Source organism: Vibrio sp. FF145 (assembly GCF_041439075.1).
GTDB lineage: Bacteria > Pseudomonadota > Gammaproteobacteria > Enterobacterales > Vibrionaceae > Vibrio > Vibrio tasmaniensis_A.
The window spans coordinates 77,088-90,257 of record NZ_JBGONH010000014.1 but is presented as its reverse complement, the minus strand read 5'-3'; the positions used below and the strand labels follow the sequence as shown (position 1 = coordinate 90,257).

Sequence of the window (13,170 nt, the reverse complement as noted above, 5' to 3'; positions counted from 1 at the left end):
CGCTTTTGAAACCTAAGCTTCGAAGCCATCCCGTGTCAACGAGGTCGCATTATAGAGATTTCGATCACACTGGCAAGCCCTTTTTGAAGTTTTTCTTACTTTTTTGATTGTTCGAGCGTTTTTTGTTCAAAACACCCCATTTTCACTAGTATTCCCCTTAATTAAGGGCTTAAGGTGCCTATATAAAGGAGGATTTATGAGTTCAATGCGCAGTTATAAAGGAGTATCCCCTCAGATTGGACAAGGTGTCTATATAGATACAAGTTCGGTACTGGTTGGTGATATCAAAATCGGTGACGACTCTAGCGTGTGGCCTTTGGTTGCAGCTCGAGGAGATGTGAACCACATTCATATTGGAGATAGAACGAATATCCAAGACGGCAGCGTTTTGCACGTCACCCATAAGAATGCTGACAACCCTGAAGGTTATCCTCTACTAATAGGTAATGATGTCACTATCGGACATAAAGTAATGCTGCATGGCTGCACGATTCAAGATCGTGTACTTGTTGGTATGGGAGCTATCGTGCTTGATGGCGTGATTATTAAAGAAGAAGTGATGATTGGTGCTGGTAGCTTAGTGCCACCGAACAAGGTACTTGAAAGCGGTTATCTCTATGTAGGAAGCCCAGTAAAACAAGCACGCCCATTAAATGATAAAGAGCGTGCCTTTTTACAGAAGTCAGCTGACAACTATGTTCAGAATAAAAACGACTATCTAGATTCTGTGTTGCCAGTCTAAAGTACTTTGATCTGAATCCGATTAGAGGAGTCATACTCCTCTTCTTCTATTAATTCTTCCGCTAGCTCTTCAATATCAAAACGTAACTCTGAAAAGATAACTAAAGCTTGATCGCCTTCTTCTATCTCTTTACCTGCCAATCGAGACAACTCTTCAATAGACATAACACACTCAATCAGTGCGCCAGACTGCTGTGCTGGGAAGATGATTGATTGATTTTCTTTATCCCAATCTTGGATATCAGGAAATAGAATTGATTGATTCATTTTTTATAAATACCTCATTACATCTCTAGGTTTTTACGTAGTTCTCTTAAAATCTGTTTTGTTCCCGGACGAAGGCCACGCCAAAGCATAAAGCTCTCTGCTGCCTGCCCCACTAACATACCCAAGCCATCATAAGCAGCATGAACACCATTATCTAATGCCCACTGATTGAATACCGTGGTGCCCGATCCGTAAACCATGTCATAAACGGCGCTATTCGAATTGAAGATAATCTCAGAAACTTCAGGAAGTTGGCCACTTAGACCAGACGAGGTCGAGTTAATGATGACATCAAACCCTTCATTAACATCGCTTAACCCCATTCCTTTGATGTTTCCATGTGAAGAAAACATCTCGGCCAGAAGTTCAGCCTTTGAACTGGTTCGATTAGCGACTACCAACTGTTGTGGCTTTTGGTCGAGAAGAGGTTGAATCACTCCTCGAGCAGCACCACCAGCGCCAAGCAGAAGAACGCGAGCCCCTTCGAGCATAACTTGATGTTGAAGAAGGTCTTGAACTAAACCCTCACCATCGGTGTTATCACCAATGATCTCTCCATCATCGAGCTTCTTAAGTGTGTTTACAGCACCTGCTAGTTCAGCTCTTTCAGTCAGGCGATTAGCGAACTGATAAGCATCTTCTTTAAATGGCGCTGTGACATTACACCCTCTACCACCGTCACTAAAAAAAGCTTGAGCAGCAGTGATGAATTCACCTTGTTCTGGCTGGAGTGCTGTATAGGTAAGTTGTTGGCTGGTTTGGCGAGCAAATAGTGTATGAATGAATGGCGATTTGCTTTGCCCAATAGGATTACCGAAAACGGCATAACGATCTACTTGCTGTGTCATATCCTTACCTAACAGAAATAATAAAAAGGGTCATCTATATAGATGACCCTATCACTATCCCTATAAGGAAGGAAGAACTACCAAACTCGAGGTTTTAGGTAGTCACTATAAAGCAGAGCTTCTGGTGAGCCTGCTTGTGGTTCATAGCGATATTCCCAACGAGCCAACGGCGGCATAGACATCAATATAGACTCTGTGCGACCACCGCTTTGCAGACCAAATAAGGTGCCACGGTCGTAAACTAGGTTAAATTCAACATAGCGACCACGACGATAAAGTTGGAAGTCACGCTCGCGCTCACCGTAAGACGTCTCTTTGCGTCGTTCTACAATGGGTAAATAAGCGGCTGCAAAACCTTCACCGACCGCCTGCATATAAGCAAAGCTCTTATCGAAACCCCACTCATTCAGATCATCAAAGAACAGACCACCCACACCACGTGTTTCATCTCTATGTGGAAGATAGAAGTACTTATCACACCATTCTTTGTGCTCTTGATAAACATCGTCACCAAATGGCGCACAAAGATCTTTGGCTGTTTGATGCCAAGATTGGCAGTCTTCGTCGACAGGATAAAATGGCGTTAAGTCAAAACCACCACCAAACCACCAAATCGGATCTTCCCCTTCTTTTTCTGCTATGAAGAATCGAACATTCGCGTGTGAGGTAGGGATATATGGGTTTTTAGGGTGGATAACTAATGAAACCCCCATCGCCTCAAACTTACGTCCGGCTAATTCAGGGCGATGAGCTGTAGCTGAGGCAGGCATAGCCTTACCCGCTACGTGAGAGAAGTTAACCCCACCTTGCTCAAAGACCGCACCGTTGGTCATCACGCGAGTTCGACCACCGCCACCAAGGCGTTCGCCAGATTCACGCTCCCATGCATCTTCTTCAAACAGTGCTGTGCCATCAGCTTGCTCAAGCTGTTGGCAAATCGAATCTTGTAGGCTCAGTAAAAACTGTTTTACTGCTTCTTTATCAATTGCTGACATCTTTCTTCCTTTGCAGGGTTTAACCCTGTCTTAATATTTTCGACGTTTTTGCATCTCTAATTTCGCTTGGCTTCTCACGACCACCCGTTTGACCTTCGAGAATGGCCACCAAATGTTGACCCAGTTGCTGTTGAACTTCTTCAGTCGTCATACAAGGTGGTTCACCTGTCAGGTTAGCACTGGTCGAGGTTAACGGCTTACCGAATTCATTACACATTCTTTGAACCAAAGGGTGATCCGTCACTCGTACCGCGATAGAATCGAACTGGCCGCTGACCCAGTCAGTCACTTTGCTGCTGGTTGGCATGATCCAAGTGACTGGACCTGGCCATGTTGCTTTTACAGTCGCTAACTGCGCTTCCGTCAACTGGCTTTCGTCAATATAGGGCAGCAACTGCTCGTAACTCGCAGCAATTAGGATCAACCCTTTCTCCATCGGTCGCTGTTTTAAATCGAGCAATTTCTTGATGGCTTGTGGATTATCGGGATCACAACCGACCCCAAAAACGCCTTCTGTCGGGTAAGCAATGACTTCACCTTGTTGTAATGCCTGCAAAGTATGTTGAAAGTTATCCAAGGGTTGCCTCATTAATTCTGTTATCGAACTCACTAAGTGTACAAATTATCATTCACTGTGACTAAAGCTATTTGTTTATAAAATGTATCAATTAACAACTTAGACTGACGCAAACGTTTTCCTTGGGCAGTTTTACCCGTATAATGCGCGCAAAATATCTAATCACTAATTAAATCGTACCTGAAGGAGTTTGAGATGACTGTCGGTATTATCATGGGTTCTAAATCTGATTGGCCAACAATGAAGCTAGCTGCAGAAATGTTGGATCAGTTTGGCGTGGCGTACGAAACAAAAGTGGTTTCTGCTCACCGCACACCTCAGTTGCTTGCTGACTACGCAACCAGTGCGAAAGAGCGCGGTATTAAAGTGATTATTGCTGGTGCTGGCGGTGCTGCGCATCTTCCGGGCATGGCTGCAGCTTTCACAAGCGTACCTGTTTTAGGTGTTCCTGTTCAGTCTAAAGCACTGAAAGGCATGGACTCACTGCTTTCTATCGTACAAATGCCAAAAGGTATCGCGGTAGGTACTCTGGCTATCGGTGAAGCTGGTGCTGCTAACGCTGGCATCCTAGCCGCTCAAATCATTGGTACACACAATGAAGAAGTGATGGCGAAAGTAGAAGCGTTCCGCTCTGAGCAAACAGAAACGGTTCTTGCTAATCCAAACCCTGCAGAGGACTAATTCCCATGCATGTTCTTGTGTTAGGCGCAGGCCAACTTGCTCGCATGATGTCCCTAGCTGGGGCACCGCTGAATATTGAAATTTCTGCTTTTGATGTTGGCAGCAAAAATATTGTTCACCCATTAACGCAAGCGATTCTAGGCAGCGGCTTAGACAATGCGATTGAGCGTGCGGACGTCATTACTGCTGAATTCGAGCATATCCCTCATGATGTACTTGAGGTGTGTGAGCGCAGCGGTAAGTTCTTACCGACAACAGAAGCAATCAAAGCTGGCGGTGACCGTCGCCTCGAAAAAGCCCTATTAGGCGAAGCAAGCGTGAAAAATGCTAAGTACTACGTGATTAACTCTCACGAAGACTTTGACGCTGCGATTGCTCACGTAGGCTTGCCAATGGTCTTGAAGAGCACACTTGGCGGCTACGATGGCAAAGGTCAATGGCGCTTAAAGACATTAGACAATGTTGATGCGACTTGGACAGAAATGGCCGAGTGCATTGCCGCAACAGACAACCAAGCCATTGTGGCTGAAGAATTCGTTCCGTTTGACCGCGAAGTATCACTGGTTGGTGCTCGTGGTACCAATGGCGAGATTCAAGTGTATCCACTGGCTGAGAATGTTCACACCGACGGCGTGTTGAGCTTATCAACAGCCATTGATGACATTGAACTGCAAGAGCAAGCGAAAACCATGTTCACCGCTGTTGCAGAACGTTTGGATTACGTTGGCGTGCTAGCGTTAGAGTTCTTTGATGTTAAAGGTTCACTGCTGGTTAACGAAATTGCACCACGTGTTCATAACTCTGGCCACTGGACACAGCAAGGCGCTGAAACTTGTCAGTTTGAGAACCACCTACGTGCTGTGTGCGGTATGCCACTAGGCAGTACTAAACTGATTCGCCCAACCGCAATGATCAACATTCTTGGTGAAGATACCCTACCTGAGGCTATTCTGGCTCAAGGTGGCTGTCATGTTCATTGGTATGGCAAAGAGAAGCGTGCAGGTCGTAAGATGGGCCACATTAACGTGAGCGCTGACTACAACGCAGAGCTGCAAAGAGCGTTATGCTCACTGGCAGACATTCTCGATAAGCAAGCCTACCCTGCTGTGCATGAGTTTGCTGAGCAAATGCAGTAAGCCTACATTGGCTTATTGATATAAAAAGTTCATTGGATATAAAAATGGCGCTCAGTGAGCGCCGTTTTTTTTGTCTATAACATCAGGTTATTGAGATTGAATGTGATGACACTTGCGATCAGCACATTGCTTCTTAGTGCCACTGGCCGTTTTCTTCTCCAGCAACAGCGGGAACTGACACTGTTCACAACGACCAATAACAGGTGGCTGATTAACGGCGAACTTACACTTAGGATAGTTATCGCACGCATAAAAGGTTTTGCCATAGCGAGATTTACGCTCAACCAAATGGCCTCTGCCACACTCAGGGCAAGCAACAAGTGGCTGCTCTTCAGGTTGTTCTTTTGGTTGGTCCAAAGATTCGATGTGATTACACTTTGGGTAGCTACTACAACCAATGAACATCCCAAAGCGACCTTGCCTTAATACCAGTTCGTTTTGGCATTTAGGACACGGCACACCCAGCTCTTTCACTACGTGGCCATCGTTCTGATGCAGAGGCTTGATGTAATCACAGCTAGGATACTGCTTACAGCCTAAAAATGGGCCGTGCTTACCATGGCGAAGCTGAAGCTCTCCACCGCACTGTGGACATGGTTCATGCTCTAATGCATGTCCATGTGCTGAAAAAAGCTGATTATCAATCTTACTACTCATGACAAGCCTGTATTAATGCAAGATACCTTGCTCTTTGGTGTACAACAGCTCTTCCATTTGCGTGTAAGCACTTTCATTACCCGGCACATTAAATAGCACCATTAAGATAATCCATTTCAGATCATCCAATTCAAATTCGTTTGTCTCAAGCCCCATCACACGATCAATCACCATTTCACGAATCTCTGTCGTGAGTACGTTGATCTGTTCAAGGAACAATAAGAAACCTCGGCATTCCATATTAATACGTGAAATCTCTCGACTGGTATAAATACGCATCGAGGTATTGGAACACATAGTAATTGCCGCTTGGTTCTCGGTATCTTGCAATGCCGCAAGATCTTCTAACCAATGGAGGGCCTTATAAATATCATCTTGGTGAAACCCTGCTCGAAGAAGCTCATCTTCCAGCTCATCTTGATCCACCTGCAATTCAGAATCGCTATGGATGTAGGTTTCAAACAAGTACATCAGTATGTCCATCATCATAGCTTAGCCTCTCCCCTTTCGAATATAGCCACCGGAAACTGCAACAACATGCCCTGAGAGCTCAAGCTCTAAAAGCTGCATCATGACCTCATGCACAGGTATATGGGTTCTCTGTGCCAAAATATCAACGGGTGTCGCCTCTAACCCTACGTTAGCTAACAGCTGTGGAAATGGCAATTGTTCATTTTCCCCCATACTGGGCGTAGGTTCGAACAAGCTGGGTTGCTGATCGATAGACCAGTCTAACAGACTCTTTATTTCAATCAGAACATCTTGTGCACTCTGTACCAAGCATGCTCCAGCTTTGATTAAGCTATTACCTCCACGGCTGGTTGGGTTATGAATAGAGCCAGGAAGCGCAAACACCTCTCGGCCTTGCTCCATGGCATAGCGAGCTGTAATCAAAGAACCACTCTTCTCAGCCGCTTCAACCACCAAGGTTCCGAGCGATAACCCACTTATAATACGGTTACGGCGAGGGAAATGTTCAGGTCGTGGTTTGGCACTTGGGCGAAACTCTGAAATCAATGCGCCATTTTCACAGATCCTATCGGCTAAATTTCTGTGTCGCGCAGGATAAATGGAATCCAATCCAGAACCCAATACAGCAAAAGTTTCCCCTCCTTTATCTAGAGCACCATCATGAGCATAGCCATCGATACCGAGCGCTAAGCCACTGGTGACAATCAAACCGTTTTGGACGAACTCTTTGGCGAACGACTTCGCGGTTTGCAACCCTTCGAGACTGGCATTGCGACTGCCGACCATAGCGATTTGAGGCTCAATCAGTTTTTCAACGTGACCTTTAACGAAAAGCACGCTTGGCGCGGAGGCGGTCTCATTCAGCAGTTTGGGATAATGCGAGCAATTCGGGGTAATGATGTGATGGTTGGGTTGTCTTGCTTGCCACTCTAGGCAAGCCTCCACTTCTCTTGGGGCTTGCTCTCTTAGATAGGCAATTTGCTTGGCAGACAAACCAAGCGCTTGCAGTTGCTGACTTGAGTAACCAACAATATTCGAAGGGGAATCAATACTCAGCAGTCGAGAAAGGCGCTTGCCACCCAATTGCGGAACAAAACTTAGAGTTAACCAAGCACTCAGTTGTTGCTCATTCACTCGGTGCCCTTAGCTTCTTCCTTCAAAGCCAGATCCAAAGGCGATACCGCCAGAATATCATTACTAACCGGTTTTGAGCTCTGAGTGATCAAGGCCAAGCTAAAATACTCATAAGGACGAATGACCATCAAACTACCAAGTGAGGTACTTGGCAACTGCACCTTATCGCTCGCAGCAGACTCTTTGTAGCTGTATTCGCCTTGCTTACCAAACACCACAGCGCCGCTTTCACTGAGCGTAAACATAGAGCCTTGGCGAAGATTGTCCTGTGAGCCTCTATTAATAACGACCACTTGATTCTTTGCACTGTATTGGCTGCCATCTAATGAACCCAAGATATTAGCAAACTGCCCCGCAGCACTAGGCGCTGGATAAAATGTGGTTGAGAGCTTCACCTGAGCAACGCCAAGTTCTGGTAACACGAGGTCATTAAGTAACACCTCTTGCAGTTGAGTCTCTATCTGTAAACTACTGAACTCAGCATCCACCTCTTTCAAGCGCGCCGTGGCGACCAAACGCAAAGAGGTAATACTCGCTTGATGTTGTTGCCTTTGATAAGTCTCGACGGCACGGTAGATACCCCATTTTTGATGCTGCTGGTTTCCCGAAATAAACAATCGGTCTTCACCCGATAAGAAGCGTTTGCCATCACTGGTCCCTAACACTCGTTGCGCTGACTGGATATCTTGCTGCTCAACCAAGCGGTCAGATTGTAGATACGGTAGAACAAGCCCCTCATTCACGGTAGGTACTGCTTTCTTCTCTGATACACGAATCTTAGGGCTTAGCTTTATGACGGGTTTGAGGCTCAACACAGGCTCGCCATTAATCCAAACTAGAGACAATTTATCTCCAGGGTAAATAAGGTGAGGGTTTTCTATTTCAGGGTTTACCTGCCATAGCCTTGGCCACAACCAAGGGCTATCGAGATACATCGCGGAAATATCCCATAAGGTATCCCCCTTAACCACCACATATGCCTCGGGTGCGCCTTGTTTAATGGTTAAAGGTTGCTCACTATTTTTAGCCATAACGGCGAACGAAAGCGAGGCACAAATAAGAGAAAAAGTGGGAGAAAAATGACGCATGACCTAGGTTCCTTGGTCTGAATATATGACATCTGATTAGAGAATTAACTTCAGGATGCTGTCATTTGACCTCTAAAATGTCTAGAATTGAGCCAACAAGGTTTAAGCTGTTTCGGCACAGTTCAATATTTCGAGTGTATATGTCTGTATTACAAGTATTAACATTACCAGATGATCGTCTACGTACCGTGGCGAAACCGGTAAAAGAAGTTACCCCAGAGATTCAAAAGTTCGTTGATGACATGATTGAAACCATGTACGACGAAGAAGGTATCGGCCTTGCTGCAACGCAAGTAGATTTCCACCAGCGCATCGTTGTTATCGATATTTCAGAAACACGTGACGAGCCTATGGTTCTGATCAACCCTGAAATTACCGACAAACGTGGCGAAGATGGTATCGAAGAAGGCTGTCTATCTGTACCAGGCGCTCGAGCTCTAGTCCCTCGCGCTGCAGAAGTAACGGTTAAAGCATTAGACCGTGAAGGCAACGAATTCACATTCGACGCTGACGACCTTCTGGCTATCTGTGTTCAGCACGAACTTGACCACCTAGAAGGCAAGTTGTTTGTTGATTACCTATCGCCACTAAAGCGCAAACGTATTCAAGATAAGCTAGCGAAGATTAAACGTTTCAACGAGAAACAAGGTTAATAACCGCTGCTATTACTAAATTAAGAAGGAAGTCTACCTTGGGTCAATCTTTAAGAATTGTCTTCGCAGGTACTCCGGATTTCGCCGCCCGTCACTTGGCGGCGTTGTTGTCTTCGGAGCATGAAGTTATTGCTGTTTACACACAGCCAGATCGTCCAGCAGGCCGCGGTAAAAAACTGACTGCGAGCCCAGTAAAAAACATCGCACTTGAAAACAATATTCCGGTTTACCAACCAGAAAACTTCAAGTCAGATGAAGCTAAGCAAGAGCTAGCAGATTTGAATGCTGACATCATGGTTGTTGTCGCTTACGGCTTGCTTCTTCCACAAGCTGTATTAGATACGCCTCGCTTGGGTTGTATCAACGTGCATGGTTCTATCCTACCGCGCTGGCGTGGTGCTGCTCCGATCCAACGCTCTATCTGGGCGGGCGATAAAGAGACTGGCGTAACGATCATGCAGATGGATATCGGCCTAGATACCGGGGATATGCTAAGCATCGCAACGCTACCAATCGAATCTACAGATACCAGTGCGTCAATGTACGAAAAGTTAGCTGGTCTTGGTCCTGATGCGCTTGTTGAGTGTTTAGCTGACATCGCTTCTGGTAAGGCTGTTGCTGAGAAGCAAGACGACGAACTTGCTAACTACGCGAAGAAGCTGAGCAAAGAAGAAGCTAAAATTGATTGGAATGACAGTGCAGAACACATCGAACGTTGTGTGCGCGCTTTCAACCCGTGGCCAATGAGTCACTTTGCGATTGTTGATAGCAGCTCTAATGATGAAAAAAGCATTAAAGTTTGGCAGACGCGTGTTGATGAAGAATCGACATCTGCGCCAGCTGGCTCAATCATCAAAGCAGATAAGACTGGTATTTATGTTGCGACTGGCGACAAAGTACTAGTATTGGAACAGCTACAAGTTCCAGGCAAAAAAGCTATGTCAGTTCAAGACATCTTGAACTCACGTGCAAGCTGGTTTGAAGTTGGTACTCAACTCTCTTAACCGCTTTAAAGCTACTCAATAGGCACTTAAAAACGTGTAGCTTGTAAAAACACAGTTTAGAAAACCTTTACGAGGGCAGAGATGCCCTCATGTATTCAAATAAATATTCGGTACCCCTCATGAATGTTCGCGCTGCTGCTGCAAATGTCCTATTCCAAGTTGTCGATAAAGGCCACTCTCTTTCACACGCTCTCCCTGCGGCTCAAAAAACGATCCGTCCGCGAGACCATGCTCTACTGCAAGAGATTTGCTACGGCGCACTTCGTTACCTGCCTCGCTTGGAGTCAATCGCTAACGAACTGATGGAAAACTCGCTTAAAGGTAAAAAGCGCGTATTCCACCACCTGATCTTAGTAGGCATTTACCAGTTGAGCTTTATGCGCATTCCTTCGCATGCTGCCGTTGCTGAAACAGTTGAAGCAACCAAAACACTGCGCGGCCCAAGCCTGAGTGGTTTGATCAACGCAGTGCTTCGCAGCTACCTGCGCGATCAAGAAGAGCTAGATGAGAAAGCCGTTAGCCACAATGCGGGCAAATACAGCCATCCAAGCTGGATCCTAAAAATGCTTCAAGAAAGCTACCCAGATCAGTGGGAGCAATTGGTTGAAGCAAACAACAGCAAGGCACCAATGTGGCTGCGCGTAAACCGCCAACACCACACTCGTGACGAGTATATTGAACTGCTTAAAAACGAAAACATTGAATACACACTGCACCCTGAAGCAGCTGATGCCATAAAATTAGCCTCACCTTGTGACGTTACTTTGCTTCCTGGCTTCGACAGAGGCTGGGTATCGGTGCAAGATGCTGCAGCTCAGCTTTCCGTTGATTTCCTAACACCAAAAGATGGTGAGCTAATCCTAGATTGCTGCGCAGCACCTGGTGGCAAAACTGCACACATTCTTGAACATACTCAAGACACTGAAGTGGTTGCAATCGACAGTGATATTAAACGCCTAGACCGCGTTTACGATAACCTTGAACGCCTACAACTGCGTGCCGACGTAATCTGTGGTGATGCTCGCTACCCTGAAGAGTGGTGGACAGGCAGTCAGTTTGACCGCATCCTACTTGATGCTCCGTGTTCAGCGACGGGTGTAATCCGCCGTCACCCTGACATTAAGTGGCTACGCCGTGCCTCTGATATCGATGCACTAGCAGAGCTGCAAAGTGAGATTTTGGATGCAATGTGGCGCCAGCTAAAAGAAGGCGGCACCATGGTTTATGCGACATGTTCTATCACGCCGCAAGAAAACGTGCTGCAAGTGAAAGCATTCTTAGAGCGCACCGAGAACGCAACGCTAGTTGGGTCTGATATCGAAAAACCGGGTCGTCAAATACTACCTGGTGAAGAAGATATGGATGGCTTCTACTACGCAGTTCTAGTAAAACAGGCATAACAACTAACAGCGGCTAAGAATTTATTTCTTAGCCGCTGTTTCTTTCTAGTGCATTATCAAAGCGAAATGAGAGCACTAGAATTACAACGGCAAAAAATAAGAGAAAGGCTATGAAGATCATTATTCTAGGTGCTGGACAAGTTGGCGGTACCCTTGCTGAAAACCTAGTGGGTGAAAACAATGACATCACGATCGTCGACCGTAATGCCGACCGACTGCGTGAACTTCAAGACAAATACGACCTTAGGGTTGTAAACGGTTATGCCAGCCACCCGAACACACTACGTGAAGCGGGCGCGCAAGATGCCGACATGTTGGTTGCCGTAACCAACATGGATGAAACCAACATGGCCGCATGTCAGGTTGCCTTCTCTCTGTTTAATACGCCAAACCGAATTGCACGTATTCGTTCTCCAGAATATCTGGAAGAGAAAGAAGCGCTCTTCAAATCAGGCGCTATTCCTGTCGATCACCTGATTGCACCCGAAGAACTCGTAACCAGTTACATCGAGCGTCTGATTCAATATCCAGGTGCATTGCAGGTTGTGAGCTTTGCTGAACAGAAGGTTAGCCTAGTAGCAGTAAAAGCTTACTACGGTGGCCCACTGGTCGGTAACGCACTGTCTGCTTTGCGTGAGCACATGCCGCACATTGATACTCGTGTAGCCGCTATCTTTCGTCAAGGTCGCCCTATTCGCCCACAAGGCACGACCATCATTGAAGCCGATGATGAGGTTTTCTTTGTGGCTGCGAGTAACCATATCCGCTCAGTGATGAGTGAGCTTCAGCGCTTAGAGAAACCGTATCGTCGCATCATGATTGTTGGTGGTGGTAACATTGGTGCAAGCTTGGCAAAACGCCTTGAACAGAGCTACAGCATTAAACTTATCGAGCGCAGCTACACTCGCGCCGAGAAGCTATCTGAAGAATTAGAAAACACCATCGTATTCTGTGGTGATGCAGCCGACCAAGAGCTGCTGACCGAAGAGAACATCGATCAAGTAGACGTATTCATTGCCCTAACCAATGAAGATGAAACCAACATCATGTCAGCCATGCTGGCGAAGCGAATGGGTGCCAAGAAAGTAATGGTGCTGATTCAACGTGGCGCTTATGTCGACCTTGTTCAGGGTGGCGTGATTGATATTGCGATATCTCCACAGCAAGCGACGATTTCTGCGCTGCTTACTCACGTTCGTCGTGCTGATATCGTAAACGTATCATCTCTACGTCGCGGCGCTGCAGAGGCGATCGAAGCGATTGCTCACGGTGACGAAACCACCTCTAAAGTTGTTGGCCGAGCGATTGGCGATATCAAACTACCACCGGGTACCACTATTGGTGCGATTGTTCGCGGAGAAGAAGTGCTTATCGCGCACGATAGAACCGTAATCGAACAAGATGACCACGTAGTGATGTTCCTAGTGGACAAGAAATACGTACCTGATGTTGAGTCTCTATTCCAACCGAGCCCGTTCTTCTTATAGCCTTGTTCTCGTAAGCTTCTTCTCGCAACTT

15 protein-coding genes are annotated in these 13,170 nt (G+C 46.3%); 7 read left to right on the top strand and 8 right to left on the bottom strand.

Annotation, left to right across the window (positions count from 1 at the left end; genetic code table 11):
* Nucleotides 1-196: 196 nt before the first annotated feature.
* On the top strand, nt 197-742 hold the full coding sequence (locus ACED42_RS07685; RefSeq protein WP_371702045.1) for a gamma carbonic anhydrase family protein: 546 nt from the start codon (nt 197-199) through the stop codon (nt 740-742).
* Here ACED42_RS07685 and ACED42_RS07680 read toward each other — a convergent pair.
* The 4 genes from ACED42_RS07680 to ACED42_RS07665 form a co-directional block, all read right to left on the bottom strand.
* On the bottom strand, nt 739-1,008 hold the full coding sequence (locus ACED42_RS07680; protein WP_371702043.1) for a DUF1488 domain-containing protein: 270 nt from the start codon (nt 1,006-1,008) through the stop codon (nt 739-741). The genes ACED42_RS07685 and ACED42_RS07680 overlap by 4 nt on opposite strands.
* 17 nt (nt 1,009-1,025) lie before the next feature.
* Nucleotides 1,026-1,856, bottom strand: a complete 831-nt coding sequence (gene aroE / locus ACED42_RS07675; protein WP_371702041.1) for a shikimate dehydrogenase — start codon at nt 1,854-1,856, stop codon at nt 1,026-1,028.
* A gap of 77 nt (nt 1,857-1,933) precedes the next feature.
* The gene (hemF, locus tag ACED42_RS07670; protein WP_269337194.1) at nt 1,934-2,851 is read right to left on the bottom strand and encodes an oxygen-dependent coproporphyrinogen oxidase; all 918 of its coding nucleotides are present in this window, start codon (nt 2,849-2,851) and stop codon (nt 1,934-1,936) included.
* 19 nt (nt 2,852-2,870) lie between these two features.
* Complete coding sequence (locus ACED42_RS07665) at nt 2,871-3,428, bottom strand: L-threonylcarbamoyladenylate synthase (protein WP_029223376.1); 558 nt, start codon at nt 3,426-3,428, stop codon at nt 2,871-2,873.
* Between the two features lie 195 nt (nt 3,429-3,623).
* Between ACED42_RS07665 and purE the strand changes: the two genes are divergently transcribed.
* Complete coding sequence (gene purE / locus ACED42_RS07660; RefSeq protein WP_004735777.1) at nt 3,624-4,109, top strand: 5-(carboxyamino)imidazole ribonucleotide mutase; 486 nt, start codon at nt 3,624-3,626, stop codon at nt 4,107-4,109.
* 5 nt (nt 4,110-4,114) lie between these two features.
* Nucleotides 4,115-5,245, top strand: a complete 1,131-nt coding sequence (locus ACED42_RS07655; RefSeq protein ID WP_371695388.1) for a 5-(carboxyamino)imidazole ribonucleotide synthase — start codon at nt 4,115-4,117, stop codon at nt 5,243-5,245.
* Nucleotides 5,246-5,332: 87 nt separating this feature from the next.
* Here the strand turns inward: ACED42_RS07655 and ACED42_RS07650 are convergent, their stop codons facing one another.
* The 4 genes from ACED42_RS07650 to ACED42_RS07635 are packed head-to-tail and all read right to left on the bottom strand — an operon-like array spanning nt 5,333 to nt 8,595.
* Complete coding sequence (locus ACED42_RS07650; RefSeq protein WP_371695389.1) at nt 5,333-5,902, bottom strand: type I DNA topoisomerase; 570 nt, start codon at nt 5,900-5,902, stop codon at nt 5,333-5,335.
* Between the two features lie 12 nt (nt 5,903-5,914).
* Nucleotides 5,915-6,391, bottom strand: coding sequence for a DUF494 family protein (locus tag ACED42_RS07645; RefSeq protein ID WP_059022081.1), 477 nt, complete (start codon nt 6,389-6,391; stop codon nt 5,915-5,917).
* A 3-nt stretch (nt 6,392-6,394) separates the two neighbouring features.
* Complete coding sequence (gene dprA, locus ACED42_RS07640; RefSeq protein ID WP_004735773.1) at nt 6,395-7,507, bottom strand: DNA-processing protein DprA; 1,113 nt, start codon at nt 7,505-7,507, stop codon at nt 6,395-6,397.
* Complete coding sequence (locus tag ACED42_RS07635) at nt 7,504-8,595, bottom strand: LysM peptidoglycan-binding domain-containing protein (RefSeq protein WP_371695390.1); 1,092 nt, start codon at nt 8,593-8,595, stop codon at nt 7,504-7,506. Before ACED42_RS07635 ends, dprA begins: the two co-directional genes overlap by 4 nt.
* A gap of 140 nt (nt 8,596-8,735) precedes the next feature.
* Between ACED42_RS07635 and def the strand changes: the two genes are divergently transcribed.
* The 4 genes from def to trkA all read left to right on the top strand — a co-directional run bounded on the left by def (nt 8,736) and on the right by trkA (nt 13,139).
* Nucleotides 8,736-9,248 carry a peptide deformylase gene (def, locus tag ACED42_RS07630; protein ID WP_004735769.1) on the top strand — a complete coding sequence of 171 codons (513 nt, stop codon included), beginning with the start codon at nt 8,736-8,738 and terminating at the stop codon, nt 9,246-9,248.
* A 38-nt stretch (nt 9,249-9,286) separates the two neighbouring features.
* The gene (fmt, locus tag ACED42_RS07625; RefSeq protein WP_017103142.1) at nt 9,287-10,252 is read left to right on the top strand and encodes a methionyl-tRNA formyltransferase; all 966 of its coding nucleotides are present in this window, start codon (nt 9,287-9,289) and stop codon (nt 10,250-10,252) included.
* Between the two features lie 119 nt (nt 10,253-10,371).
* Complete coding sequence (gene rsmB, locus ACED42_RS07620; RefSeq protein ID WP_371695391.1) at nt 10,372-11,652, top strand: 16S rRNA (cytosine(967)-C(5))-methyltransferase RsmB; 1,281 nt, start codon at nt 10,372-10,374, stop codon at nt 11,650-11,652.
* Between the two features lie 80 nt (nt 11,653-11,732).
* A complete protein-coding gene (gene trkA, locus ACED42_RS07615) occupies nt 11,733-13,139 on the top strand; it encodes a Trk system potassium transporter TrkA (RefSeq protein ID WP_371695413.1) in 1,407 nt (468 codons plus the stop codon).
* Nucleotides 13,140-13,170 lie beyond the last annotated feature (31 nt).